Origin of the sequence: Gordonia sp. DT219, from assembly GCF_049847065.1 — a bacterium.
Classification (GTDB): domain Bacteria; phylum Actinomycetota; class Actinomycetes; order Mycobacteriales; family Mycobacteriaceae; genus Gordonia.
Genome location: NZ_JBNCNR010000001.1, coordinates 271,994 through 297,007, shown reverse-complemented (window position 1 = coordinate 297,007; position 25,014 = coordinate 271,994). Strand labels below are relative to the sequence as shown.

The following is a 25,014-nucleotide window of genomic DNA, read 5'->3' as shown; positions in this document are numbered from 1 at the left end:
CCGTTGCCGCGGTGCCGGGACCGGAATACTCGGCGCCTCGGCCGTCGAGGGTGCCGGCAAGCGGCATCGTCGGGTTCAACGCCGAACGATGCCTTCCCGTTCCCGCAGCGGCACGTACACATCGTCGAGCGCGCGTGTGGACGACAGTAGTCGAATATCGGATCGGTCGCCGCGCGTCAGGTGGGTGCGGCCGAACGTGTCGTGTCGCGCCCGGCGCGGCGTCGCGCCGGGCACGGCCGCGCGGGTCATCGATGCTCCGTGCCTGCGTCGGTGACCGGTCCGATGGTCTGTGGCGTGCGTGCACCATCGCGGGACCGCATCCGGGCGGCGCCGCGCAACCGGAGAGCTTGCCACACGTAGTCGAATCCGGTCGCCACGGTGATGACGACGGCCACCCACATGATGATCACGGCCACCAGATGGAAGGCGCCGCTCAGCGGGAACAGCAGCAGCCCGATACCGATCGCCTGCAGGAGAGTCTTGAGTTTGCCACCGCGGCTGGCCGGGATGACGGCGTGGCGCAACACCCAGAACCGAAGAAGGGTGACCCCGAGTTCACGCACGAGGATGATCGCGGTGATCCACCAGGACAATTCGCCGAGAACCGATAAGGCGATCAGTGCCGAGCCGATGAGCGCCTTGTCGGCGATCGGATCGGCGAGTTTGCCGAAGTCGGTGACCAGCCCGCGTCCCCGCGCAAGGCGACCGTCGACGTGGTCGGTGATCGCGGCGACCCCGAAGATCAGTGCCGCCGCGATGCGCCACCAGGTCTGGTGGCCGCCGTCGGCGAAGAGAACGACCAGAAAGACCGGCACCAACACGATCCGGAAAACGGTCAGTGCGTTGGCGATGTTGACGACCGGAACCGAATCGACGGGGTCGGCGATGTGGTCGGGTCCACGCCCGACGTCGGCGAGCCCGCGTTCGTTGACAGCCCGGCGCATCCGGTCGGTCATGAGACCGCATCTCGGGCGCCGGCGCCGGTGGCCGGCGCCACCGGACGCGTGTCGTTCGTTCGCACGCTCACCAGGGTATCGACCGATCCGACATGCGCGGACGGCGGATCCTCGCGTTCTCATCACGGACGCGTCCGGCAGCATGGTGGGTCGGCCCCCCGCCAACCGCGCACACCCGCAGGCCTCAGGTGACGCCCGGGCACAACTGAAGGCAAGATGAACCCATGAACGGTGAGGACGGCAACGAGGTCCCCGACCCGGGCAGCGTCCCGAAGCATCCGACCACGATTCGACGCGATTCGGTCGTCGTCCGCCGTGCTCGTACCTCCGATGTGCCCCGCATCAAGGAGCTGATCGACCAGTACGCCGGACGCATCCTGCTCGAGAAGAATCTCGTGACGCTCTACGAAGCGGTGCAGGAGTTCTGGGTCGCCGAGCTCGACGGCCGGATCGTCGGGTGCGGTGCGCTGCACGTGTTGTGGGCCGATCTCGGCGAAGTGCGCACCGTCGCAGTCGATGCGCAGTGCGCCGGGCGCGGTATCGGGCATCGCCTGGTGGCCCGGCTACTCGAGGTGGCCGGCGAGTTGCAGTTGAGTCGGGTTTTCGTGCTGACCTTCGAGACGGAGTTCTTCGGCCGGCACGGGTTTGCCGAGATCGAGGGCACACCGGTGACCCGCGAGGTCTTCGAGGAAATGTGCCGCTCGTACGATACCGGTGTCGCGGAGTTCCTCGATTTGAGCTACGTCAAACCGAATACGCTGGGCAACACCCGGATGCTGGCCGACCTCGGTGACCCACCGACGGGCGAGACAACGCACAGACCGGTGAAATCCCCGACGACACAGTAGTTTCCACGGAACCAGGAGCGACTTACGTGACCATCTATGCAGTGCACTACACCTACGAGTCGGCCAAGGCGACTGTCCGCGATGCCCATCGCGCGGCCCATCGTGAGTGGCTGTCCGAGGAATACGGCGCCGGTAACGTGCTCGCCAGCGGCCCGTACCCCGACGGCTCCGGTGCACTGATCCTGATCGGTGTCGATGGTGGCATCGATGACGCCGAGGCCTTCATGGCCAACGACCCGTTCAACGCCCATCAGGCCATCGATGGCGTGCGGATCGTCGAATGGAAGCAGATATTCGGCCCATTCGACGACTGACCTGCCCGGACGGCGCCGCCGATCACCCGGTCGGCGGGCCCGTCCGTTGCCGTCGCGAGCCGATCAGACTCGCGACCGTGGTGATGACCAGGGTGCCGATGATGACACCGAGAGACAGCGGCGTGGAGATCTCCGGTACGGATACGTGTTCGCCGCCGTTGATGAACGGCAGCGCGTTCTCGTGCAAGGCGTGCAGCACCAGTTTGACGCCGATGAACACGAGGATGAACGACAGCCCATAGGACAGATAGACGAGTCTGTCGAGAAGTCCGCCGAGCAGGAAGTACAACTGGCGCAGACCCATCAGCGCAAACGCATTGGCGGTGAACACCAGGTACGGCTGCTGGGTCAGCCCGTAGATGGCCGGGATCGAATCGAGCGCGAACAGGATATCGGTGAAGCCGATGACGACGAGCACCAACAGCATCGGAGTCGCCATCCGGCGGCCCGAGACGCGCGTGAACAACCGGTCGCCGTCGTACTCATCGGAGGTACGCAGGTACTTCTTGACGAGCCGTTCGAGCCGCGACTCGCGCTGCTCCTCGTGGTCGACGGGGTCATCGCTTTCGCGCAGCAACTTGATCGCGGTGACGATCAAGAAGGCGCCGAACAGGTAGAACACCCAGCTGTAGGTATTGATCGCAGCCGCTCCGACGGCGATGAACAACCCGCGCAGCAACAGCGCCATCACGATGCCGAGCAACAGCACCTTTTGCTGATACTCCTTGGGTACGGCGAACTTCGACATGATGATGACGAAGACGAACAAGTTGTCCACCGACAATGCCTTCTCGGTGACGTAACCGGCGAAGTACTCCCCGGCGTACGTGGTCCCCCACTGCCACCACACGAAGCCACCGAAGACGACGGCGATCGTGATGTAGACGGCCGACCAGATGCCCGATTCTCTCAGGGACGGGGCGTGCGGAACCCGGACGTGGGCGAAGAAGTCGAAGACGAACAGGCCCAGGATCACCGCACAGGTGACGATCCAGACGATGGTCGAGACGTGCATGGGACGATCTACCTCCAGCGCGCAGCACAAAACGGTTGCGATGCCAGAGGTCTCTCCCGCCGGTGAACGACCGCGGTGTCCGGGCCGGGACCGAAGGCGATCGGCGCCTTCTCAGTTCCGCGACCGTATTGACGGACACACCGCGAGATGGGGATACTCCCCTCTTCGATCTCCGCCCACCCTACCCGATGTCGGGTTCGTCCCGTTCACCTCGCGTGATGCGCGGTCCCGCCGTCACGCGTCGGCGGGTTCTGGATCGGCACCGCCGCCGGTGATCGAGGCGATCACGCCGGCGAGATCGTCGGGCTTCACCAGTACCTCCCGGGCCTTCGATCCCTCGGTGGGCCCGACGACGCCCCGCGTCTCCATCAGATCCATCAGTCGACCGGCCTTGGCGAAACCGACCCGCAGTTTGCGCTGCAGCATCGACGTCGAGCCGAACTGGCTGCTCACCACCAACTCGATCGCCTGCAGTAGATCGTCGAGGTCGTTACCGATGTCGGAGTCGATGTCCTTCTTGTCGCCGGCCTTGGCCGCGGTGACCCCCTCGGTGTACTCCGGGTCGGCTTGTTCCTTGGCGTAATCGACGACGCCGCCGATCTCCTCGTCGGTGATGAATGCACCCTGCATGCGGATCGGCTTGTTCGAACCCATCGGCAGGAACAACCCGTCACCCATACCGATCAGCTTCTCCGCCCCCGGCTGATCGAGGATGACCCGGGAGTCGGTCAGCGACGATGTCGCAAAGGCCAGACGCGAGGGCACATTGGTCTTGATCAGTCCGGTCACCACATCCACCGAGGGCCGCTGGGTCGCCAGCACCAGATGAATGCCCGCGGCACGCGCCTTCTGCGTGATACGCACGATCGCGTCCTCGACGTCGCGGGGCGCGGTCATCATCAGGTCGGCGAGCTCGTCGACGATCGCCACGATGTACGGGTACGGCTTGTAGACCCGCTCGGAACCCGGCGGCGTGGTGATGTCGCCGGAGCGGACCTTCGAGTTGAAGTCGTCGATGTGGCGTACCCGGGATGCCTTCATGTCCTGGTATCGCTGCTCCATCTCCTCGACGAGCCACGCGAGTGCGGCAGCGGCCTTCTTCGGCTGCGTGATGATGGGGGTGATCAGGTGCGGGATGCCCTCATAGGGAGTCAGTTCCACCATCTTCGGGTCGATCAGGATCATTCGGACCTGCTCGGGCGTGGCGCGGGTCAGCAGTGAGACCAACATCGAATTGACGAAGCTCGACTTTCCCGACCCGGTCGAGCCCGCGACCAGCAGATGCGGCATCTTGGCCAGGTTTGCGCAGACGAAGTCGCCTTCGATGTCCTTGCCGAGTCCGATGACGAGCGGATGGACGTCCTTGCGCGTCGACGGCGCCTTGAGCACGTCGGCCAGGCGCACCATCTCACGATCGGAGTTGGGCACCTCGATGCCGACCGCCGACTTACCCGGGATCGGCGCGAGCAGACGCACGTTGTCGGTGGCCACCGCGTAGGCGATGTTGCGCTGCAGGGCGGTGATCTTCTCGACCTTCACCCCCGGCCCGAGTTCGACCTCGTACCGGGTGACGGTCGGTCCACGGGTGTAACCGGTGACCGCGGCGTCGATCTTGAACTGCTCGAGCACACCGGAGATCCGGTCGATCATGTCCTCATTGGCACGACTCCCGTGCTTCGGCGGATCGCCATCGAGCAGTAGTGTCGTGGGCGGCAGGCGGTAGTCGCCTTCTGCGGCCTCGACGGTGAACGGCTCGTCGGCGTCATCAGACTGGGCCTGCGGAGTTGCCACCTTCGGCGCCGGACCACTGCGACGAGCGGACTTGGCCACCGGCGCCGCATCGCCGCGCGGCGTCGCCGCCCGGCCGCCCGTGCGGCGCGGCCCGGACGCCTCCGCCGGATCCTCGAGCGGTGCGGTGGTCTCCTCGTCCAGGCGATCGGTCGTTGCGCCGCCGAGTGGCTCGGTCGTCGCCGTCGCCAACACATCGCCGGCCCGGACCGGCGCGGGACGTCGGGCGCGTCGCGCATGCCGCGCGCCCTCGTCGGCCGGATCGGGAGGGTAATTGTCGTACGGATCGGGCGAGTAGGCAGGATTCCGCGAGGCCGCGCCGCGCCGCGATCCACCCGTGGTGAACGGATCGTCTGCATCGAGATCGCCGACCCCGAAGTCCGCATCATCCCGGTCATCCTCCCCCGGGTACTCGCCATCCAGATCGTCGGCGTCCCAGGGCACTTCGTCATCCCACTCGTCGGTCCCGGCGGCGAGACCAAGATAGGCGCGCACGCCATCGAGAACATCGCGCACCGTCCGCCCGCTGAGCACCAGCACACCAAACGCAATGCACAGCAACAGAATCGGGACAGATACCCATGCGGTGGCGCCGGCCGTCAACGGAGCGCCCACCGCGAATCCGAGGAATCCGCCAGCCGATGAACGCCCATCAAGGTCATGCGGCGATCCGGCCATCAGATGGATCAGACCGAGAAGCGGCGCCACGATCAGCAGACCGGCACCGACGTAGCGGCCCCGACGGTCGGCATTGGGCGGGCGTCGCATCAAGATGATCGCGACCGCGACGAGCGCCGGCGGCACCACGATCGCCAAGCTGCCGACAATCGCTCGCACCAGCGCGTTGATGAACGCCCCGGCGGGGCCGGCAGCACCGAACCACACCCCGGCAGCGATCAGGACGGCCACGGCCAGGATCAACAGGGCGACCCCGTCGCGGCGGTGGGTGTGGCCGGTCGTGTCACCAGTCCGTCCACCCCGACCTTCGTCGACGTGACCGCGACCGTCGTACTCGCCGTCGAACTGGTCTTGGTCGAAACCCCCGGAATCGGCGGCGTCGTCGGCCACCTCGTCGTATCCGGGTTCTCTCCGGTCGCGGGACCGGGCGCGGCCTCCTCCCGACCCTGCACGCGCCACACCGCCGACGCCCCGGGCCAGCAATCCCCAGCCGGCACCGAGTCCTTTGCCCACACCTTTGCCGACGGCCCCGACCGCACCCGCGCCCGGAGTTCGCCGCGAGATGTCGGCCGAGGCCGCCGCGCCCGAACGCGTCGCGCCGCCCGTCCGCGACCCGCGTGAGGCGCGGACGGTGCCGGCCGATGCGCTGCGCGCACCCGAGCGGGACGTAGCCGACCGTGGCGTCGACGTGCGTCCGGACGTGACGCTCGATTTCGCTGCCGAACCCGAATTCGTCGACCCGCCGCGGGTACCGCGCTTGCTACCCCTGGACGCACGAGATGCGGACGTGCGCGTACCGGTGCTCGCTCTCGAAGCCATGACGAACAGACTAGTCTTTCGTGGCCACTCCAGTCACACGGACAACACCGGCAACGCGGGCGCGTGTCGAACTTGTGACGTCACCTGCATCATCGGCGGCGTTCGTGGTGCGTCAGAATCCCCGCGGCGCCGATCGCACCGATGCGACCGCCTCGGCATCGCCGTCGAATGCGACGGTGACCGGCGCCCGCCCGAACGCGAAGAGCAGCAACTCACCGACCGGGCCGGTGACGGTGACCCGGGGCCCATGTCCCCCACTGGTCAACTCGGTGCCGTCGGGCGTGCGCAGGACGACCGTTGCCGGTGACGAACGCAGCGTCATCTTGCCCACCGACTTCACCGGAGTGACGAGCCCCTTCTCGAGTTCGGGCGACAGGGTCCGTGGCGTCCAGTCGCTGTCGGCCTGCACGGCCCCGCGCAACACGTCCTCATGGTGAACGAACATCTCGGCGAGGTTGGCGACGCGGTCGATGAGGAAGAACGGCGAATAGATGGGCGGACCCGATGCCAGCTGCGTCAACAGCGCGTCGAAGTCGCGTTCGGCCACGCCGGCCCGGACCCGCTCGGTGTACCCGGACAGCGGCTTGACCATGATTCCCGGCGCTGCATCGAGGCGTCGCTCCCGAACGATCAGATGCGCGAGCAGGTCGCGGGTCGTCCATCCATCACACAGTGTCGGGGCGTCGGGACCGGTGCCCCGGAGAGTCTCGACCAGGGCCGCTCGTTCTGCTTGCGCGAGAGTCACCGTGTCAGCCTAGGCGAAGTCGCCGGACACCGGTGGTGCCCGGCCGACATCTCCGGCGATCAGTTCGCCGGGAGCAACAACGCGTGCTTGAGACCGGCGACGTCGGCGTCGGTGAGTCCGAGGCCCTTGTGTACATAGCTGTCGAAGGTGCCGTAGTCCTTGTGCACCTGGTCGAAGGCACTGTTGAGGTAACCGATGTTCACGCCGTCGATCGGATCGTTCGGCGAGGCGTGCCGGAAGGTGTTGCTGGCCAGGTAGTCATCGACCACCACGTCGTGGCGGACGCCGAGCACCGTCAGCAGCGTGACCGCGAGCCAGCCGGTGCGGTCCTTGCCTGCGCTGCAATGGAACAACACGGCCCCGCCGTCGGCAACGGTCTGGGAGATGTTGCGTAGCGAGTCCCCGAACGCCTGGCGGGCAACGGGATTGCTCACGAACTGCCGGTACCCCTCGGTCAGATTGATCAGATCGGCCGGCGGCGACGCCCGGAACACGTCGAAGTGATGCACGGTGGCGCCCGGCACGGGCTTGTCTGCCTGCAACTGATCCTCGATCGTCGTCCGCAGATCGATGATCGAGGCGAGGTGACGCTTCTGCAGATTGGCGACGCCGACCGGGGTGAGCGTCGACAGATTCGCGCTGCGGATGACCCGATCGGTGATCGCGTGGCCGTCGACGGTCCGGTAGTTGGCGAAGGTGCGCACGTTCTCGACGTCGGGGATGCTGATCGCCGCCGGGACCGGGACCACGACCTGTCCACCCGTCACACTCGCCGGCGCTGCATGCGCCAGGCCCTCACCCATCGTCGTCGCTGTGACCGGGACCGCGATCGTCGCACAGGCGAGCACCGCCGCGACGGAGGTCCGGAAGGGGAAAGAACGGCGGTCTGCGGACCGGAGTGAGCGCATCGACGACTCCTGGAGAGATGGGATCATGGGCTGGCAAGCCTTACGGCACTCTAACAATCGCTTTCGCTGTCGGCCCACACGCCGACCCGGATGGCCGTTGTGTTCATCAACGATTCATCCGTCGTGTCGACGTTCGTCAATCACCGACCGCGAGCACCGTCGGCACGATCATCGGTCGCCGTCGGTAGGCGTCGGCGACCCAGCGCCCGACGGTCCGCCGGATGGCCTGTGCGATCCGATGGGTGTCGGTGACGCCTTCGGCGGCGAGGGCGTCGAGTGCCTGATCGACGAGGTCGGCGGCGGCCTTGAGTGCGTCCGGATCGTCGGAGAAGCCGTGCCCGGAGACCTCCGGCGTACTCACCGCACGACCGGTCGTGGCGTTGATCACCACGGTGATCGCGATGAATCCACCTTCTCCGAGCACCAAGCGCTCCGAGAGGGTCGACTCGCCGACATCGCCGACCGACAGCCCGTCGACATACACATGGCCGACAGGTACCCGACCGACGATCTCCGCCTGCCCGTCGAGCAGATCGACGACGACCCCGTCCTCGGCCAGCATGATCCGGTCCGGCTTGACCCCGGTCGCCTCGGCCAACGCCGCATTGGCGCGCAGGTGCCGCCATTCCCCGTGTACCGGCATCGCGTTGCTCGGGCGGACCGCGTTGTACAGGTAGAGCAGTTCGCCGGCCGATGCGTGCCCGGACACGTGTACTTTCGCGCTCTGCTGTGTGATGACGGTCGCCCCCAGTTTCGACAGTCCGTTGACGACGGCGAAAACCGAGTTCTCGTTGCCGGGGATGAGTGAGGATGCGAGCACGATGAGATCGGCTGCGCGGATGTTGATCTGCCGGTGTTCGCCGCGCGCCATCCGCGAGAGCGCCGAGAGCGGCTCGCCCTGAGAACCGGTGGAGATGAGTACGACCCGGTGGTCGGGCAGGGTCGCGGCGGTGTCCATGTCCACCTCGACACCGTCGGGCACGTGCAGGTAGCCGAGTTCCTGGGCGATCTGCATGTTGCGGACCATCGACCGCCCGACAAACGTGATCCGGCGGTTGTGCGTATGCGCCACGTCGATGATCTGCTGGATGCGGTGGACATGGCTGGCGAAGGACGCCACGATGACACGGCCGCGGGCCTTGCCGATCACCTGGTCGAGTACGCCGCCGATCTGACGTTCCGGGGTCACGAAGCCCGGCACCTCGGCGTTCGTGGAGTCGACGAGGAACAGATCGACGCCCTCGTCGCCGAGTCGGCTGAAACCGGCGAGATCGGTGAGGCGGCCGTCGAGCGGAAGCTGGTCGAGTTTGATGTCGCCGGTGTGCAGAACCACCCCTGCCGGTGTGCGGATGGCGACGGCGAGCGCGTCCGGGATGGAGTGATTGACCGCGAAGAATTCACAGTCGAACGGTCCATGCTGGGTGCGTTCGCCCTCCCGAACCTCCACCAGCTTGGGCCGCAGTCGGTGTTCCCGGCACTTCGCCTGCACCAGCGCCAGAGTGAACTTGGACCCGACGACGGGGATGTCGGGGCGCAGCCGCAGCAGGAACGGCAACGCGCCGATGTGATCCTCATGACCGTGCGTGAGGACGACGGCCTCGACGTCGTCCATCCGGTCCTCGATGTAGCGAAAGTCCGGCAGGATGAGGTCGACACCCGGCTGGGCATCCTCGGGGAACAGCACGCCGCAGTCGACGATCAGCAGTCGGCCATCGTATTCGAACACCGTCATGTTCCGGCCGATCTCGCCGATGCCACCGAGCGCGACCACCCGCAACGTGCCCTTGCGCAGACGCCGCGGCGTACCCAGCCGATCGACCGGGGCCGCCTGCGGCGCACCGCCACGCTCCCGGCCACCGCCGCCGCGCCCGCCCCGGTTGTTGTCGCGGCGTTCGTGACGTCCGCCGCGGCGCGGGGGCGCCGGTTCGGCGCGTACCGAATTCGCTCCGGATGGCGATCCCCCGGTGGCCGAATCACGCGCCGCCGCCGGCGGTTGAGCTGCGGCAGGCGGTTGGGCCGCTTTCGGCGGCTCGATCTGCGTGTCGGGACGTGACGTCGACGATGCCTGCGGCTCCGGGGCGGGTGCCGGCGGACCGGACTGACGGCGGGCGCTACGGCGACGCGGTGGGCGGGTCATCAGCTCAACACTCCTGCCGTGTGCAGATCGGCGATGAGCGCTTCGATCTGGGGGCCGTCGGCGGGTACTTGTGGAAGTCGTGGATCACCGACGTCGAATCCGAGGATACGCAGCGACGCCTTCACCATGGTGACGCCACCGAGGCGGCCCATGGCGTTGACCAACGGGAGCATGGTGGTGTTGATCGAGCGAGCGGTCTGCATGTCGCCCTTCTCGACGGCGATCTGCATCTCCCGCAGCCGATCCGCGACGAGATGTCCGATCACGCTGACGAAACCGCTGGCACCGATCGAGAGCCACGGCAGGTTCAGCGCGTCCTCCCCGGAGAGGTACTCGAGGTCGGTGGAGGCGATCAGCCCCGATGCCGAGTGCAGATCTCCTTTGGCGTCCTTGACGCCTTTGATGCGGGGATGCTCGGCGAGGGCGAGCATCGTCTCGTTGGCCACCGGAACCACTGATCGTGGCGGAATATCGTAGATCAGCACCGGCAGCGTGGTGGCGTCGGCGACCGCGCGGAAATGCGCGAGCAGGCCCGCCTGCGGCGGTTTCGAGTAGTACGGCGTCACCACGAGCAACCCGTGCGCGCCGGTCTCCTGTGCCGCCCGCGCGAAACGGATGCTCTCGGCGGTGTCATAGCTGCCCGCACCCTGGGTGATACGGGCGCGGTCGCCGACGGCGTCGAGGACTACGCGGAGCAGGTCGAGTTTCTCGGTGACGGTGGTCGTCGGCGACTCACCCGTCGTGCCGCTGACCACCAGACCGTCACAGCCTTTACCGACCAGATGGTCGGCCAGTTCGGCAGCCTTGCCCAGATCGAGCGAACCGTCGGGGCGGAAAGGTGTCACCATCGCCACAGCGTTGATCCCGAAAGGATGCGCCTGCGGCTGCGAATCGGTTGCGCTCATGGTGGTCAAGATTACCGTTGCACGCGTCGCCGGGGCGAACGGGCACTGCGTGTCGTGATCGGCATTGCCGCGGGTGGCGTGTGCCACCCGCTTCCACTCGCCTGATCAGCCCTCGAGGACGAACGGAGAGGTGGCCACCTCGGTGCCGTCGGACAGGGTGCCGATCTCGAAGTCCCCGAACACCGTCGGTGCCACATTCATCAACTGCCGCAGGCATTCGACGGCGAGCTGACGGATCTCGACGTCGGCATGTTCGGTCGCGCGCATGCCGACGAAATGACGCCAGGCCCGATAGTTTCCGGTGACGACGATCTTCGTCTCGGTGGCGTTGGGCAACACCGAGCGCGCCGCCTGCCGCGCCTGTTTGCGTCGCAGGATCGCGTTCGGGACATCGGCGAATTTGGCCTCGAGGGCAGCCAGCAGTTCGGAGTAGGCGGCGCGGCCCGCGTCGGTCGCCTCGGTGAAGAGCCGCTCGAGTTCGGTGTCCCCGCGGATCGCCGGTGGCGGCACCACATTCGAGTCGTGTTCGGGGACGAAGCGCTGCGACAGTTGGGAGTACGAGAAATGCCGGTGCCGGATCAGTTCGTGGGTGCACGAGCGCGAGATGCCGGTGATGTAGAACGTCACCGTCGCATGCTCGAGTAGCGACAGATGTCCCACTTCGAGGATGTGTCGTAGATATCCGGCATTGGTGGCGGTGCGCGGATTGGGCTTGTCCCAGCTCTGATAGCAGGCGCGACCGGCGAATTCGACGAGAGCTTCTCCCCCGTCGGCATCGGTGGCCCACGACGCGTCCGGCGGCGCGATGAATTCGGTGGCGGCCACCATCTGCACCCGCAACGGCACCATCTCGGACACGCCGCCTCCTCTCCATGTACATCGACACCGTGTACATCGACTCCGCGTACATCGACTCCGCGTACATCGACTCCGCGTACATCGATGACCGGCACATCGACATGTCGGTCACTCGGCCCAGGGATTCGCCGAGCGCAGTCACCGATTGTCCCACCGGCACCGTCCGGCGCACACGACCGGGTGCCGGCACCCGGTACCCGCCGGCAATGGCTCAGTCGCCGAGGATCACCGAGAGCCGGCCGAGGGTGTCGCGCCAATCGCCGACCGCCACCGAGGTGATCCCGAGATCCTGGACGGGGCGATCGTTGCCGCCCTCGTCGAGCCGGTCGCCGAAGAACAGGATGTCGTCGATGCCCAGATCCAGGATCTCCATCAGTTTGCCCGCGCCATAAGCCTTGTCGATGCCCTTGCGGGTCACGTCCACCGACGTCGACCCACCGCTGCGCACCTCGAGGTCGGGCAGCCGCTGCGCCGCATATGCGCGCAGCGCCTCCTTTTTGGCGCCGTCGGGGTCCCACGACTTCTTGGCGTCCACCGGGGCGGACTGGCCGAGAGCGGAATAGGTGATCTGGCTGCCGCGGTCCTCGAGGATCGGGCCCCACGTCTGCGTCTCCCAGAGTCCGAGCTCGTTGGCCCCGGTCTCCAGCGTGGTGAGGGTGCGATGTTTCTGGTCGTCGGTGAGGTCCTCGGCGTATACGGTCTCCCATCGCCCGTCGGTGTATCGCACGTACTGGGTGCCACACGTCGGCATCAGGTGCAGGTTCGCGACCTCGTCGATGCCCCCGATGCGCTCGAGGACCTGCGTACGGAACTGCTCGTATCGTCCGCCCGAGATGATCGCGACCAGCGAGCGTTGCAGCAGCCGGCGCAGCACGTCGACCATCGCGTCGTCGAGCGGGCTCTTCGACGGTGCCAACGTGTCGTCGAGGTCGAACATCACCAGCGAATAGTCGCGATCGCCGAAGGTCACCGTCATGGTCGTGTCTCACCTGTCTCGTGAACGGATGCGTGTGGTCGGTGCACAAGCATGTCATTGCGATCGCGGCGCTGCGATACCGACTCCGCGGCGTCGCACGTGCCCCTCAGCCGATCAGACGACGCAGCGTCGGTGCCAGATCACCGCGGCCACCGACCTCGATCGCGGCCATGCCGAGCCAGGACGTGAACGTCGCCAGGTCCCGCGCGAGCGGCGCTGCGACCGCCGCCGCGTCCTGCCCCGGTTCGGCGAACGCGCCCGGCACCCGCAAGACCCCGCGCTGCCGGTCGGCCTTGAGGTCGACCCGCGCGACGATATCGTCGCCGAGCAGGTACGGGTGCACGTAATAGCCGTGTACCCGTTTGTGTTCGGGTACGTAGATCTCGATGCGGTAGTGAAACCCGAAGACACGTTCGGCGCGGGGCCGGAAGAAGACCAGCGGGTCGAACGGCGAGAGGATCGCACCGCGGTCCGACCCGGCGCGCGATGCCCGGACCGGTACGGTCGCACCGGTATGCAGGTATGCACCGGCTCGCCATCCCGATACCGAAACCGGCTCGAGCACACCGGCTTCCACGAGCTCCGTCACGGCCGGGCGAACATCGGCCGCCTTGAGCCGGTAGTAGTCGGCGAGATCGGCGACGGTGGCCACGCCGAGCGCCGCCGCGGCACGTGCGACCAGTTCACGATGCGCTTCGATCCGGTCGATGTGCACCGCCGCCAGATCGGCTCCGACCACCCGTTCGGCCAAGTCGTAGTGGCGGCCGAACGCGTCGTCGCGCGTCGCGGCGAACTCACCGGAGGCGAACATCGCCTCGCAGAGATGCTTGACCTCGCCACGGTTCCACCAGCCACCCGACGCCCGCGGCGAGCGCTCGATGCCGAGGCGTTCCTCGATGCGGCGCGGCGTGGCCGGGCCGGTGTCGGCGATCACCGCCCGGACGTCTGCGGCGAGTTCTCGGTTGCGGCGCATCGTGTCTCGCGTGTGCCGGTAGCGCCCGTCGCGATACTCCGCCATCCGGAATCCGAAGAGCGGCCAGTCCGCCACGGGAATGAGTGCCGCCTCGTGCGCCCAATATTCGGTGAGTGTCCGCCCGCCGCGTCCCGGTCGCCACGCGGCCCGGTCGAGCAGACTGCGGTCGTAGGGCCCGAGTCGGCTGAACAACGGCAGGTAGTGCGCGCGAACCGCGATGTTGACCGAGTCCATCTGAAAGAGCTTGGTGCGGTCGATGACTCGGTCGACCAACCGCATCGTGACCGCTCCGGTGGGCCGGCGGTCGGCGAAACCCTGCGCGGCCAGCGCGATCCGCCTGACCTGTGTCGACCCGAGATCGGCCGTCACCGGTGCGACACGCGGCGGATGTAGTCGACGAAGCGGTAGAGGGTCCCGGTACTCGAACGCAGCCACTCGGTTTCGGACCTGCTGTCCCAGGCGGTTTCGTCGACAGCCGGCGCGAATGCATCGGCTCCGGTGACGAGTATGTCGATCTCGGTGACGCGCAGATGCGTGGCCTGATCGATCGCGGCCGAATAGATCTCGCTCCCACCGATCACCACCGCCTCGGCACCAGCGAGCGCGAGCGCCTCGGACACGGTATGTACGATCTCTGCACCCTCGGACCGATAGGCGGCCGATCGGGTCACCACGATGTTGCGACGGCCGGGCAGCGGCCGGAATCGCGGCGGCAGCGACTCCCACGTCTTTCGGCCCATCACGACCACGTTGCCGCCGGTGACCTCACGGAAGTGCGCCATATCCTCGGGCACCCGCCAAGGAATGGTGTTGTCGCGGCCGATCGCCCCGACCCGATCCTGCGCCCAGATGAGTGTGATGCCGCTCATGGAGTCCAGGTTAGCGGGCGGGAACGACACTCAGACCGCGACCGGGGCCTTGATTCCCGGATGCGATTGGTAGCCGACCACGGCGATGTCGTCGAAATCGTAGTCGACGATCGAATTCGCCTTGCGCAGTACGAGTTTCGGATAAGGGTAGGCGTCGCGAGACAGTTGGCGCCGTACCTGTTCGACGTGGTTGTCGTAGATGTGGCAGTCGCCACCGGTCCAGACGAACTCCCCGACCTCGAGCCCGGCCTGCTGGGCCATCATGTGGGTCAACAACGCGTAGGAGGCGACGTTGAAGGGCACCCCGAGGAAGAGGTCGGCACTGCGCTGATACAGCTGGCAGGAGAGTTTACCGTCGGCGACATAGAACTGGAAGAACGCGTGGCAGGGCGGCAGCGCCATCTGCGGTATCTCGCTGACATTCCACGCCGAGACGATGTTGCGGCGCGAGTCGGGATCGGACCTGAGCAATTCCAGCGCGGCCGAGATCTGGTCGATGTGCTCCCCGGACGGCGTCGGCCAGCTGCGCCACTGCACGCCGTAGACGGGCCCGAGGTCACCGTTCTGGTCGGCCCACTCGTCCCAGATGCTCACACCACGCTCTTGTAACCACCGCACATTGGAGTCGCCGCGCAGAAACCACAGCAATTCGTAGATGATCGATTTCAGGTGGACCTTCTTGGTGGTGATGAGCGGGAAACCCTGCGCGAGGTCGTAGCGGAGTTGATGCCCGAACAGGCTGCGGGTCCCGGTGCCGGTACGGTCGGCCTTGGGCACTCCCGTCGTCAGCACCAACTCGAGTAGATCCTCGTACGGGGTGGGGACCGATTGCGTACTCGTCGCACCGGTGGCGGAGGCGGGATCGGGGGCCGTGCTCACGCGAGCCAGTGTAGAGCGTTGCCGGCCGTGCATCCCGGACGCCACCTCGCGGACACGCTGTACGTCAGCCTCACTGCCACCCGGGACGACATCGACATCGCGCTGCACGTCCCGCTCGACGCCGACGAGCCGACCGAGAATCACGCGCTCGCACCGATCAGAAGCAGCACCACGCCGGGGTACTTCCGAGGTGAGCCCGGTCGGCACAAGTGACGGAGAGCCGTGGACTATCCACAGCCCACCGATGGCATTGCGTTTATTTCGATTAGTCGGCAGACTGGCTACATGAGCGCAGCCACCGCACCCCGCAGAAAAGGAACGTTCTTCCCACCGACAGATGCCACCGACCTCGACACCCTCATGGACCTGTCGAAGTTCCTCGACCATCACGATGAGCCCGCCGCGCTCCTCGGTCCCGACGGGGAGCAAATCCCCCTCCCGCCAGAGGTCTACAGCACGCTGGCGCAGATCGTGGAAGCAATGCGCGCTCACCGCGCAGTCGTTGTCGCTCCGGTCGATCAGAAGCTCTCGACGCAGGAAGCCGCTGACTACCTCGGCATCAGCCGCCCCACGCTCATCAAACTCCTGGAGAGCGGCAAAATCCCCTTCGAAACCGTCGAGGGCAGCCGTCACCGGCGCGTGGAGCTGGGCGACTTGCTCGACTACCGGTCGCAGCGCACCGCCGAGCGGCGTAAAGCGCTGCAAGCTCTCGTGGACGACGCCGAGGAGAGCGGTCTGTACGACGTGCCCGCCGAGTACTACCACGACGCCATACGCACCGCTCGCCGCGAGATCGCCGAGGAACGCACGGAGTAGTGGCCGGGTTTCGCGTGGTCCTCGACGCATGTGTTCTGGTGCCGATCCACAAAGTCGATCTGCTTCTCACATTCGCCGAGCAACGGGCGTACTTCCTCTGGTTCAAAGGGTTTCGTCCGAGAGATCACGCCCTACTTCGAGTCAGGAAGCTGAACACAGCTCCATGGTTCACTCCTCCATCAACTGCGCGGCGAGCGTTGCGCCCAACTCCCAACACGCTTCGCGGTCGTCCTTGGTAGGTGCACCGGAGACCACCACGTACTCGGCGGCCTTCTCCCAGCCCAGCCCCGCCGTGATCCGGTCGACGGCGTTCTCGGCGCCCTCGGTCCCCTCGTTGCCGTGCAGGTAGAGCCCGAACGGACGGCCCTTCGTCGAATCGAGAATCGGGTAATAGCAGACGTCGAACGCATGTTTATTTGTCGTAAACTCTCTTACTATGAGCACCGCGCTGACCAGCACCTACACCGAGTCCCGACGCGCGCCGAGCCGCGCAGTGATCTACACGCGCGTCTCGCGCGACCTCGCCGGTGGGCGCTCGGTCGCCGAGCAGGAGGCCGAATGCAGAGCGGTGTGCGAGCGCAATGGGTGGCCGGTAGCCGAGGTGCTGACCGACAACGATCGGTCGGCTACTCGCTTCGCTACCAAGGACCGCCCGCAGTACGCCCGGTTGAGCGAGGTGCTGCGCCCCGGCGACGTGCTGGTGGTCTGGGAGCCGTCGCGCGCTGGCCGGTCGATGGACCACTACGTCGATCTGCGCCGCCTCTGCACCGACCGTCAGGTGATGTTGTCCTACAGCGGACGGCTGTTCGATCTCGAAGACGGCGACGACCGGTTCACCACCGGGCTCGACGCGTTGCTGGCTGAGCGCGAGGCCGAGGACATCCGCAAGCGGATCAAGCGCGCCCACCGCGAGAACCTGGCCCAGGGCAAGCCCCACGGGCGAGTCCCCTACGGCTACAAGATCGTTCGCGACCCCGACACCGGCAAGTCGACGGGCCGCGTCCCCGACCCGTCGCGCGCTCCCCTGGTCGCCGAGGCAGCGCGGCGCGTGCTCGATGGGCACAGCTTCGGCTCGGTGGTGCGGTGGATCGAGACTCAGGACCCGCTCGGCTGGGACTCGGCGAAGCTGCGCCGGATCATGGTGAACCCGACCTACGCCGGGTACCGGACCGTCAGCGCGAAGGTCGATGGCAAGCGCGGCCCGCAGGAGATCCACAGCAAGGGCACCTGGGAGCCGGTTCTCACCGACGAACAGCACCATGATCTGGTGGCGTTGTTCGCCGGGCGCAAGACCGGCCCGCGCGGTGTGCCGGTGAAGCATCTTCTGACCGGTATCGCGCGGTGCGCGGTGTGCGGCGAGTACGTCTGGAAGGCGCGCGGCGGACGCCGAAAAGACGGCGGCAACTACGAGGTCTACCAGTGCAAGTCGCACTGCGTCGGGCGGAATATGCAGGCGACGGACGGCGTGATCCTGGGGGTCGTCGAGGGCATCCTGACCACGCCCGAGTCGCTGGCGGCGCTGGCCGAGGTCCCAGCGTCCGACCCCACCGCCCCGGCACGGCTGGCCGAGCTGCGCCAGCGTCTGGAGGACGTCGAGAACGAGATCGCCGAGGGCCGCATGCCGCCGAGCACCGGGGCGCGAGTAGCGACCCGCCTGGAGGCACAGATCGCCGACCTGGAGGCCGCCTCGGCCCCGGTGTTCACCGACCCCGTGGTGCGAGATCTCGCCACGGCTCCCGACCCGATGGCGCTGTGGGGCGAGCTACCCCTGATCGCTCGCCGCGAGTTCATCCGGTCGACCATGACCATCACCATCGACCGCGTAGGCCGTGGCCGCTGGCACAAGCCTTCGGACGCCATCACCATCACCCCACGCCGACCCAGCGACGCGGGATAGGACCAGAACGCCAGAGCGCCCCGCTAACGGACGTCCGCACCTACCCCGACACTCGGGGGCCAACTGTGCGAGATCGTCTGCGAGCGGGGCGCTCCACGCCGAAGCGGACGGGTCAGGTGGAACGGCGGACGTGTTCGGTGAGCTTGGTCGCGCAGACTGGCCCGATGCCCACCTCGATGCTCTCCTCGTTGGTCAGGGTTGCCCCGCACAGCACGCAGCGCCCGTAGACCCTGCCCAGCGCGGCCACTCGCTCCACAGTCAGCCGCTCGCCGCGAGCACGAATCGCCCCGAGCGGGTCAGTGCCGACGTACTCCCACTCGAAAGTGCGGGCGTTGAAGCGCTTCGCGTAGGGGCGTCCCGACCCGTGGACGGCGACCTGGACCTTGTAGATGAGCCGACCCACCTGCCAGTACCCCTCAATCCTGTAGACGCCCAACGTGTCCCCGGAACCCCTCGCTGGTCGTCGCCGTGGGGACCGCGACGACCGTCGAGCTTCTGCGCGCCGGGCCTCGTCGCGCCGCACGACACCTTCAGATGGCCGTCCGAACGGATAGGGGTTGCCGATCACGATGCATCACCCCGATCGGTCTCGTTGCTGTCATCAGCTTCGACGTAGAGCGTTGCGATGTCGGCCATTCCGGGGCGGTCCTTCTTCCACCGCTCCCATGCAGTGGCGATGATCTGGTCGTGCTCGGTGGCGGCAAAGTTGTCGGTGAACGTCTGCTTGGTGGTCTGATCGTTGACACCGCCCCGGTCCATCTGGCGCGCGAGAATGTCCAGGACGCGCCGGACTGCCATCTCGTGCTCCTCCCGCTCGGGGTCGAGCACCGGGTCCCTTCCGGCCAGCAATCCCGGCGTCGGGTCGAAGCCCTCAGGCCACCCGCCGGTCGGGGTCTTGTCGGCGAGCATGATCTTCTTGCTGTTGGCTCCCCGGCGGGCCTTGTCGACGACGTAGCCCCGATTCATCAGGTTGGCCACGACGTCGCCGCACTGTGACGATGTGGGGCTCTTGTAGAGGCCACGAGCGTGCGCCGTCCGGATGATCTGAGTCTGGGTCAGGCCGCCGCCTTCACGCGCACAGAGATCTCGGATGAGCGTCAGCACATCAATGTCCTTCTCGGTGAGTTGCTGCTGCTTGACCTTGGCCGCCTCCTGCGCCCCAACGGCACGTACGCACAGCGACACCCTGCCGTTGTCGTCACCGGGCACCTCAACCTCGACGACCTCGAAGTCGTAGATGAGCCCTTGCCGGTCGTTCTTCTGCTTGGTGGTCTTCACGGTGAACTGCGGGGTGGACTCGCTCTCGCGTCTCAATCGGAGAACGGTGTCGGTCCCGCCATGCCACGCCGTCGACCCACGGCCAGTGTCACTCCCGGCGGCGGCGTGGTGGACCACGGCAACCGTCGCACCGGTATTCGACACGATCGCGCGCAGCGCTCGGATCACCTGGCCCTGGTCGGTCGCCGAGTTCTCGTCGAGTCCGACAGTCGAGAGCGCCTGCGTGTCGACCACCACGAACTTCGCACCGGTCTCGGCCACCTTGGCGGCGAGCCATGCGGTGTCCTCGTCCGAGCCGAGTTGGACTGCACGGCTCTGCATGTGCAGGCGGGCGCGCATGGCCGCGCGGTCGACGTTGTTGTGGGCGCGCCAGGCGGCCAGGCGGTCGCGGTAGCCACGGGCATCCTCGGCGGCCACGTAGAGCACCGGAACACCCTCAGTGGGGACGGCGTGCTCCCTGCCGAACGGAATCCCCATTGCCAGGGAGCACGTCATATCGAAGGCGAAGAACGACTTGAACGACGACGGCGGGGCGACGATGTGAACCAGGCTGGCCTCGGGGACGATCTCACCGACCAGGTAGCGGGTCGGTGGCTGGTTCTCGATTTCATCCGGCCCCATCAGACCCGCGTCAAGTGCATCCGTTCCGGTACCGGTCGCGCGCGACTTCCGCGACACCGCCGCCCTGAACCGGTCGTACTCGACCGCGAGATCGGTTGCGGCGGTGATCCTGTCGGCGGCGGTCACCTGAGTCATCTCGTCGATAATCTCGACCGGCGCGCCGAGCTTGAGCAGTTCGGCGGCGGTGACGATGGGAAGGCGCTCGTCGTCGCGTCGGCGCAACGCCCACGCTTCGGTGTTCGCCCTCGTGATCATCGTCTGCGCAGCACGGACATACCCAGCATCGCCACCGACGCGTTCGACCTCGGTCAGTGTGAACTCAGTCGACGCGGATACACCGCGCCCAGCGAGGGCAGTCTTGGCGGCCTGCTGGTCGCGGAACTTCTGCGACCGCTCGGCGCGCAGCCGCGAGCGCTTAGCTTCCAACTCGGCCCCGACCTCCTCGGCGTCGGGCAGGCCGTACAGGCAGTCCTCGACGAACTCAGCTGCGCCCTCGCGAGTGACCTCCACGCCGTCGTCGTTCACGACCGCCATAGGCACCGCGTGCAGGTCCTCGAACAGGGTCTCACCGTCGATCCGAACGTCGTAGCGCCTGCCGAACTTGCGCAGCGCGTTCCACGCGTCGTCAGACACGAACTCGCGGATCACGTCGTCGCCGTGGGCGTCCTTCTCGAAAGCCCATAGCGGGCCACTCACCCAGGCGGGCGCGCTGTCGTCCCCGATGTTGTTGGGGTTCTTGGTATCATCGGTGCTGTAGGTCATAGCGTCGGCCTCGTCTCTGCCCGCCCCTGGGATCTCGGCCTGGGGGCGGGCGCTCTCATTTCCGGATCGAGTTGGTGCGATCGACGGCGCGCTCATCGCGCGTCGGCAAGTGCGCGGAGAACTTCGGCAGCGCGGCGAAGATCATCAGGGGTGAACTTGGCCAGCGTCGCGGCGACGAACTCGTCTGGGCCGTGAGGCACCGCGTCTCGCATGGGCTGTGCGTCGCTGTCGCGGGCACGCAGCCACGCGTCCACCTCGGTGATGTCGAAGCGATAAGTGCGCCGGGCGGTTCCGGTGCCGACACGATGTGCGGGCAGGCCCTCACGCTGGACGAGGCGAAGGACGGTCACGGGAGCCACGCCGAGGTGTTCGGCGAGCTGAGGCGCGGAAATAAGAGGGCTGGGTGTCTGAGACACTGCGAACTCCATGGTGCGTCGTGGAATTCGCAGTGGTCCCCGAGCCGGGTGATCCAGCTTCACCCTCAGGTCAGCACTGCGCGGTGGGCCGAGCAACGCGGAGAGATTGAACTGACGAGGCTCTGTAGGCCCTCGAACTCTCCACAGCTGTTCGTACCCGCGCGGCAAGCGGGACGTCGGGAAGCAGCGCCGAACCGTCTCGGTCGGGTTCAGCGCCACTCTCGGCGTGCGCACCGGCATGATCACTGGAAGGTCGTAGCTGGTGCGACTGGAACCAACTATATCCGCTCGTGCGGGTCACGGGCAGCCTTGTTACGTCTGGCGAGTCGACAACACCGACACCGATAGGCGTTGTGGGACAGCCGATCTCGGTGCGGTAGCAGTGGTCGCAGCCGCAGAGGTGAGAACGCCCTGGTCACCGAGGGTTTCCGGTCGTTTCCGGTCGAATCGACCGGGAAGACCGGACAGGCACCGGAAACCCCAGTTCAGAGCGTTTCGTATCGACCGGAAACGCCTGTCGCGGAGACCGGAATCTGCCCGCCTCTGTCCGGTCTTCCCGGTCGTTTCCGGTTTCACCGTTTTCGCCTCTGAACTGTGCGTTTCCGGTCTCTCCGGTTGTTTCCGGTTTCCCCGGTCGAACAGTTCCCCTTATTTCCGGTCTTTCCGGCCCCCTTACGTAGTAGGGGCCGGGGACGGGAGGGCGGGTGATCGGGATGGAGTGAAGATGACGATGAGAAGGTCGACGAAACACAGCTCCCCGAGACTCACGGCGATCGGAGTGAGTGGCTGTGTAGTCCCGACCCCGCTCTCGCCGACGCGGATGGGTGAGTGCCCGAGGGTGTAGCTGTGGGGAGCTGTGCCAGATGAATCGTCCACGCCCGCAACGCACAACGCCGACATTGACCAGTATTGTCACTGCACCCGCCTTTGACAGACTTTTGACGTGGCTACGACACGGATCGCTCAGCGCGAGCGAGCACAGCGAGCGCTACAACTGCGCGCGATGGGTGCGACCTGGCAGCGGATCGCCGACGATCTCGGCTACCGGTCCCGTCAGGCGGCGCACATGTCGGTCAAGACTTACCTCGCCCAGCACCAGCCAGACCCCGAAGCAGAACGTGGGGTGACGTCGGAGACGCTGCGCATCCTCCAATCGACGTTGTTCTCCCGGCTCGTCGATGCCAACACCCAGGGCGATACCGACACCGTGGTGAAGCTATCGAAGGAGCTGCGCTCACTCACCGCCGAGTCGAGCCGCCTCAACGGGCTCTACCGCCCGGCCCAGACCGAGCACGCCGTCGCCGTCACGGTCACCCCGTCACCCCGTGACGCCATCGAGGAGGCGCGGCGGCGGACCCTCGAAGCCCTGAACACCAACACGATTGACGCGGAGGTCGTCGAACCATGAGCACCAAGTCCACCGAGGCGGCCCGAGCAGCCGCGATCAACTCGGCCTACGACGTCGCCACCGACGTCGCCGAGCGCCCCATCGACGCCGACGATCTCGCCCTCATACAGACGTCCCTGGACTCGTCGCGCGCCATCGCGACCGGTGAGACGTCCGCCGACGACATCGGCGTCGAGTTCGCCGCCGAGGCCGTCGAGTTCTTCGGTGATGTCGTGGCCGACCCTGGACACCCGTTCCACGATCTGTGGGTGACGGTGACGGGCAGGGGCATCCGGTTGGGCCTGCTGCCCGCCCACGAGCTGGAGGACGCCCTGCGAACGATGCGCGGGCAGTGGGTCGAGGACGACACCCCAACGCCGCCACGGACGTTGCCGCCTATCGCCGGACCGGATGCCCTCGATGAGCCGGAGCCGTGGGACGCGCCCGACGACCCCGCCCCGACGCCCAGTGCACCGCTGACGGGCCAGGAGGCTGTGCCCCAGGCCGACGTACCCCCGGCACGGCAGGCGGCCACTGAGGGCGACGACGACGTGATCGACGCCGAGGTCGTCGAGGTGGGACAGACCACCACGGCGCAGCGCCGGTACAAGCTCCCGCCCGGCCAGCACTACAGCCCCGGCGTCAATCCGCTGGCACGTCCAATCGGCGGCAGTCGCCGACCGGTCATCGAGATCTCGACGTCGGTGCCCGGCCTCGACGATCAGCGATAGCCGTTGTCTGACTAGGGCGTAGCCAATCGAGACGGCGACCGCACCCACGTCGCGCGTCTACCTAGAGTCGCCTGCCAGTTCTTTGACGGTCGTCTATTCTTATCTAAGAACCTAGTCAGACACTCAGGAGCGCAGCATGAGCAAGGGTCAGACCATCGGCTATCAGCGGGTATCGACCACCGAGCAGAACACAGCCCGTCAGCTGGACGGGCTTGAGTTCGACAAGGTGTTCACCGACCACGCCTCGGGCAAAGACACCAACCGACCCCAGCTCACCGCGTGCCTGGAGTACCTGCGCGAGGGTGATGAGCTGGTGGTCCACTCGATGGATCGGCTGGCCCGCTCACTGGTCGACCTGCGCCGGATCGTCGATGACCTCACCGATCGGGGCGTGAGCGTCCGGTTCGTGAAGGAGGGCATGACCTTCACCCGCGACGAGTCCGACCCGTGCTCGGTGCTCATGCTCTCGGTGATGGGCGCGGTCGCCGAGTTCGAGCGGTCGCTGATCCTGGAACGCCAGCGCGAGGGCATCGCCGTGGCCAAGGCAGCGGGCAAGTACAAGGGCCGCAAGGCAGCCTTGTCCGACGCGCAGGCGCGCCAGGTCGCCGACCGGCTGGCCGAGGGTGAGTCGGCGACTGCGCTGGCCGCCGAGTACGGGGTGAGCCGTGCGACGGTCTACAACACACGCCAGCGTCTCGTGAGCGGCGCACCGCAGTGACCGCCGTCGACCTCACAGCCCTGGGCGTGCAAGATCTGCTCCAGCTCGACGCCGCGATCATCGCCGAGCTACGCCGACGCGGCCTCGTGCGCACCAGCAACAAGCCATTAGGCGACGTCGCCGAGGCGGTGGTCCACGCGGCGCGCGGCGGTGTGCTGGAACCCAACAGCACCAAGTCCCACGACATCACCGCGCCGGACGGTCAGCGCATCCAGGTCAAGGCGATGGGCGTGCGAACCGCAGGCACCGCAGCGAAGTTCAGCGCGTTCCGCTCGACCGACTTCACCACCGCCGTGTTTCTCGTGTTCGACCTCGACTTCAACCTGATCGAGGCGCGCGAGGTCGATGCCGCCGAGATCGAGCAGACGCGCCTGGTCGCTCACGTCAACGGACGGCAGCCGACCCTGCGCTGGGTCCGCTCGGTCGGGACCGACATCACCGACGAGATGCAGGCTGCGTGGGCGTGCCTCAACGAGACACCCGTCTGACCAGACCGCCCCTGCACCCCAGCGGTGCATGATCGTCACATCGACCGCCTCGCGGGTCGGTCGGAAGCGGGTCCCCGTAGCCAGCTCTTCCGACCGGCCCGCCGGGCGGTCGAGTCATGTCCGCACCCTCGACACCGACTCTCGGGTGTGCCCGGCAATAGCGGCAATAGAGTTTTCCGCGCCCGCGCGACAACACCGGCAATACCGTTTCCGTGCCTTCGACGATTGCCGG

Annotated in this window: 25 protein-coding genes and 1 pseudogene; 9 read left to right on the top strand and 17 right to left on the bottom strand. The window is 66.8% G+C overall.

Annotation, left to right across the window (positions count from 1 at the left end; translation table 11 throughout):
• Window positions 1-75: 75 nt before the first annotated feature.
• Complete coding sequence (locus ACPXB3_RS01480) at window positions 76-249, bottom strand: hypothetical protein (RefSeq protein ID WP_425703382.1); 174 nt, start codon at window positions 247-249, stop codon at window positions 76-78.
• A complete protein-coding gene (gene pgsA, locus ACPXB3_RS01475; protein WP_425726088.1) occupies window positions 246-956 on the bottom strand; it encodes a CDP-diacylglycerol--glycerol-3-phosphate 3-phosphatidyltransferase in 711 nt (236 codons plus the stop codon). The genes ACPXB3_RS01480 and pgsA overlap by 4 nt, the downstream gene beginning before the upstream one ends.
• A 224-nt stretch (window positions 957-1,180) precedes the next feature.
• Here pgsA and ACPXB3_RS01470 point away from each other — a divergent pair, with 224 nt between their 5' ends.
• Both ACPXB3_RS01470 and ACPXB3_RS01465 read left to right on the top strand, forming a co-directional pair.
• Window positions 1,181-1,804, top strand: a complete 624-nt coding sequence (locus ACPXB3_RS01470) for an amino-acid N-acetyltransferase (protein ID WP_425726086.1) — start codon at window positions 1,181-1,183, stop codon at window positions 1,802-1,804.
• 26 nt (window positions 1,805-1,830) lie between these two features.
• The gene (locus tag ACPXB3_RS01465; protein ID WP_425703376.1) at window positions 1,831-2,118 is read left to right on the top strand and encodes a YciI family protein; all 288 of its coding nucleotides are present in this window, start codon (window positions 1,831-1,833) and stop codon (window positions 2,116-2,118) included.
• A 22-nt stretch (window positions 2,119-2,140) separates the two neighbouring features.
• On the opposite strand, the gene ACPXB3_RS01460 is transcribed toward ACPXB3_RS01465, so the two are convergent.
• From ACPXB3_RS01460 to ACPXB3_RS01410, 11 genes are all read right to left on the bottom strand, one after another.
• Window positions 2,141-3,133 carry a TerC family protein gene (locus ACPXB3_RS01460; protein WP_425703374.1) on the bottom strand — a complete coding sequence of 331 codons (993 nt, stop codon included), beginning with the start codon at window positions 3,131-3,133 and terminating at the stop codon, window positions 2,141-2,143.
• A 234-nt stretch (window positions 3,134-3,367) separates the two neighbouring features.
• Window positions 3,368-6,418 (bottom strand): DNA translocase FtsK 4TM domain-containing protein, encoded by a 3,051-nt coding sequence (locus ACPXB3_RS01455; RefSeq protein WP_425726084.1) that lies wholly within the window; start codon window positions 6,416-6,418, stop codon window positions 3,368-3,370.
• Window positions 6,419-6,530: 112 nt separating this feature from the next.
• Window positions 6,531-7,163 (bottom strand): TIGR03085 family metal-binding protein, encoded by a 633-nt coding sequence (locus ACPXB3_RS01450; RefSeq protein ID WP_425726082.1) that lies wholly within the window; start codon window positions 7,161-7,163, stop codon window positions 6,531-6,533.
• Between the two features lie 59 nt (window positions 7,164-7,222).
• Entirely contained in the window at window positions 7,223-8,071 is an 849-nt protein-coding gene (locus ACPXB3_RS01445; protein WP_425703370.1) for a tyrosine-protein phosphatase, read from the bottom strand.
• Between the two features lie 136 nt (window positions 8,072-8,207).
• Window positions 8,208-10,208: a ribonuclease J gene (locus tag ACPXB3_RS01440; RefSeq protein WP_425703369.1), complete on the bottom strand. Its 2,001-nt coding sequence runs from the start codon at window positions 10,206-10,208 to the stop codon at window positions 8,208-8,210.
• Window positions 10,208-11,113, bottom strand: a complete 906-nt coding sequence (gene dapA, locus ACPXB3_RS01435) for a 4-hydroxy-tetrahydrodipicolinate synthase (RefSeq protein WP_425703367.1) — start codon at window positions 11,111-11,113, stop codon at window positions 10,208-10,210. The genes ACPXB3_RS01440 and dapA overlap by 1 nt, the downstream gene beginning before the upstream one ends.
• Before the next feature lie 105 nt (window positions 11,114-11,218).
• Window positions 11,219-11,971 carry an FAD-dependent thymidylate synthase gene (gene thyX, locus ACPXB3_RS01430; RefSeq protein ID WP_425726080.1) on the bottom strand — a complete coding sequence of 251 codons (753 nt, stop codon included), beginning with the start codon at window positions 11,969-11,971 and terminating at the stop codon, window positions 11,219-11,221.
• 211 nt (window positions 11,972-12,182) lie between these two features.
• The gene (locus tag ACPXB3_RS01425; RefSeq protein ID WP_425726078.1) at window positions 12,183-12,947 is read right to left on the bottom strand and encodes an HAD-IIB family hydrolase; all 765 of its coding nucleotides are present in this window, start codon (window positions 12,945-12,947) and stop codon (window positions 12,183-12,185) included.
• Between the two features lie 106 nt (window positions 12,948-13,053).
• Window positions 13,054-14,289 (bottom strand): winged helix-turn-helix domain-containing protein, encoded by a 1,236-nt coding sequence (locus ACPXB3_RS01420; RefSeq protein ID WP_425726076.1) that lies wholly within the window; start codon window positions 14,287-14,289, stop codon window positions 13,054-13,056.
• Window positions 14,286-14,789, bottom strand: coding sequence for a dihydrofolate reductase (locus tag ACPXB3_RS01415; RefSeq protein ID WP_425703362.1), 504 nt, complete (start codon window positions 14,787-14,789; stop codon window positions 14,286-14,288). The genes ACPXB3_RS01420 and ACPXB3_RS01415 overlap by 4 nt, the downstream gene beginning before the upstream one ends.
• 30 nt (window positions 14,790-14,819) lie before the next feature.
• Window positions 14,820-15,701, bottom strand: a complete 882-nt coding sequence (locus ACPXB3_RS01410; RefSeq protein WP_425726400.1) for a thymidylate synthase — start codon at window positions 15,699-15,701, stop codon at window positions 14,820-14,822.
• On the opposite strand from ACPXB3_RS01410, the gene ACPXB3_RS01405 reads away from it, so the two are divergent.
• Both ACPXB3_RS01405 and ACPXB3_RS01400 read left to right on the top strand, forming a co-directional pair.
• The gene (locus ACPXB3_RS01405; protein ID WP_425726424.1) at window positions 15,696-15,881 is read left to right on the top strand and encodes a hypothetical protein; all 186 of its coding nucleotides are present in this window, start codon (window positions 15,696-15,698) and stop codon (window positions 15,879-15,881) included. The two genes, ACPXB3_RS01410 and ACPXB3_RS01405, sit on opposite strands and share 6 nt — an antisense overlap.
• A gap of 72 nt (window positions 15,882-15,953) precedes the next feature.
• Window positions 15,954-16,484, top strand: a complete 531-nt coding sequence (locus ACPXB3_RS01400; RefSeq protein WP_425703360.1) for a helix-turn-helix domain-containing protein — start codon at window positions 15,954-15,956, stop codon at window positions 16,482-16,484.
• 168 nt (window positions 16,485-16,652) lie between these two features.
• Here the strand turns inward: ACPXB3_RS01400 and ACPXB3_RS01395 are convergent.
• Window positions 16,653-16,898: pseudogene (locus ACPXB3_RS01395) on the bottom strand (flavodoxin family protein); the annotation flags it as partial.
• A gap of 22 nt (window positions 16,899-16,920) precedes the next feature.
• On the opposite strand from ACPXB3_RS01395, the gene ACPXB3_RS01390 reads away from it, so the two are divergent.
• Window positions 16,921-18,381, top strand: coding sequence for a recombinase family protein (locus tag ACPXB3_RS01390; protein ID WP_425726074.1), 1,461 nt, complete (start codon window positions 16,921-16,923; stop codon window positions 18,379-18,381).
• A gap of 112 nt (window positions 18,382-18,493) precedes the next feature.
• Here ACPXB3_RS01390 and ACPXB3_RS01385 read toward each other — a convergent pair whose 3' ends face one another.
• The 3 genes from ACPXB3_RS01385 to ACPXB3_RS01375 form a co-directional block, all read right to left on the bottom strand.
• On the bottom strand, window positions 18,494-18,784 hold the full coding sequence (locus tag ACPXB3_RS01385) for a DUF6011 domain-containing protein (protein WP_425726072.1): 291 nt from the start codon (window positions 18,782-18,784) through the stop codon (window positions 18,494-18,496).
• A 161-nt stretch (window positions 18,785-18,945) separates the two neighbouring features.
• Window positions 18,946-21,042: an AAA family ATPase gene (locus ACPXB3_RS01380; RefSeq protein WP_425726070.1), complete on the bottom strand. Its 2,097-nt coding sequence runs from the start codon at window positions 21,040-21,042 to the stop codon at window positions 18,946-18,948.
• A 92-nt stretch (window positions 21,043-21,134) separates the two neighbouring features.
• A complete protein-coding gene (locus ACPXB3_RS01375; RefSeq protein ID WP_425726068.1) occupies window positions 21,135-21,470 on the bottom strand; it encodes a helix-turn-helix domain-containing protein in 336 nt (111 codons plus the stop codon).
• A gap of 931 nt (window positions 21,471-22,401) precedes the next feature.
• Here ACPXB3_RS01375 and ACPXB3_RS01370 point away from each other — a divergent pair.
• The 4 genes from ACPXB3_RS01370 (at window position 22,402) to ACPXB3_RS01355 (ending at window position 24,782) form a co-directional block, all read left to right on the top strand.
• Window positions 22,402-22,866 carry a hypothetical protein gene (locus ACPXB3_RS01370; protein WP_425726066.1) on the top strand — a complete coding sequence of 155 codons (465 nt, stop codon included), beginning with the start codon at window positions 22,402-22,404 and terminating at the stop codon, window positions 22,864-22,866.
• Window positions 22,863-23,576, top strand: a complete 714-nt coding sequence (locus ACPXB3_RS01365) for a hypothetical protein (protein WP_425726064.1) — start codon at window positions 22,863-22,865, stop codon at window positions 23,574-23,576. Before ACPXB3_RS01370 ends, ACPXB3_RS01365 begins: the two co-directional genes overlap by 4 nt.
• A 136-nt stretch (window positions 23,577-23,712) precedes the next feature.
• Window positions 23,713-24,294: a recombinase family protein gene (locus ACPXB3_RS01360; RefSeq protein WP_425726062.1), complete on the top strand. Its 582-nt coding sequence runs from the start codon at window positions 23,713-23,715 to the stop codon at window positions 24,292-24,294.
• Complete coding sequence (locus tag ACPXB3_RS01355; protein ID WP_425726060.1) at window positions 24,291-24,782, top strand: hypothetical protein; 492 nt, start codon at window positions 24,291-24,293, stop codon at window positions 24,780-24,782. The genes ACPXB3_RS01360 and ACPXB3_RS01355 overlap by 4 nt, the downstream gene beginning before the upstream one ends.
• Window positions 24,783-25,014 lie beyond the last annotated feature (232 nt).

Coding starts and splice junctions, on each gene's coding strand:
- ACPXB3_RS01410 (WP_425726400.1), bottom strand. CDS start 15,701: ATGCACGGCCGGCAACGCTCTACACTGGCTCGCGTGAGCACGGCCCCC.
- pgsA (WP_425726088.1), bottom strand. CDS start 956: ATGACCGACCGGATGCGCCGGGCTGTCAACGAACGCGGGCTCGCCGAC.
- ACPXB3_RS01380 (WP_425726070.1), bottom strand. CDS start 21,042: ATGACCTACAGCACCGATGATACCAAGAACCCCAACAACATCGGGGAC.
- ACPXB3_RS01425 (WP_425726078.1), bottom strand. CDS start 12,947: ATGACGGTGACCTTCGGCGATCGCGACTATTCGCTGGTGATGTTCGAC.
- ACPXB3_RS01460 (WP_425703374.1), bottom strand. CDS start 3,133: ATGCACGTCTCGACCATCGTCTGGATCGTCACCTGTGCGGTGATCCTG.
- ACPXB3_RS01470 (WP_425726086.1), top strand. CDS start 1,181: ATGAACGGTGAGGACGGCAACGAGGTCCCCGACCCGGGCAGCGTCCCG.
- ACPXB3_RS01480 (WP_425703382.1), bottom strand. CDS start 249: ATGACCCGCGCGGCCGTGCCCGGCGCGACGCCGCGCCGGGCGCGACAC.
- ACPXB3_RS01440 (WP_425703369.1), bottom strand. CDS start 10,208: ATGACCCGCCCACCGCGTCGCCGTAGCGCCCGCCGTCAGTCCGGTCCG.
- ACPXB3_RS01390 (WP_425726074.1), top strand. CDS start 16,921: ATGAGCACCGCGCTGACCAGCACCTACACCGAGTCCCGACGCGCGCCG.
- ACPXB3_RS01445 (WP_425703370.1), bottom strand. CDS start 8,071: ATGCGCTCACTCCGGTCCGCAGACCGCCGTTCTTTCCCCTTCCGGACC.
- ACPXB3_RS01455 (WP_425726084.1), bottom strand. CDS start 6,418: ATGGCTTCGAGAGCGAGCACCGGTACGCGCACGTCCGCATCTCGTGCG.
- ACPXB3_RS01415 (WP_425703362.1), bottom strand. CDS start 14,789: ATGAGCGGCATCACACTCATCTGGGCGCAGGATCGGGTCGGGGCGATC.
- dapA (WP_425703367.1), bottom strand. CDS start 11,113: ATGAGCGCAACCGATTCGCAGCCGCAGGCGCATCCTTTCGGGATCAAC.
- ACPXB3_RS01365 (WP_425726064.1), top strand. CDS start 22,863: ATGAGCACCAAGTCCACCGAGGCGGCCCGAGCAGCCGCGATCAACTCG.
- ACPXB3_RS01400 (WP_425703360.1), top strand. CDS start 15,954: ATGAGCGCAGCCACCGCACCCCGCAGAAAAGGAACGTTCTTCCCACCG.
- ACPXB3_RS01360 (WP_425726062.1), top strand. CDS start 23,713: ATGAGCAAGGGTCAGACCATCGGCTATCAGCGGGTATCGACCACCGAG.
- ACPXB3_RS01375 (WP_425726068.1), bottom strand. CDS start 21,470: ATGGAGTTCGCAGTGTCTCAGACACCCAGCCCTCTTATTTCCGCGCCT.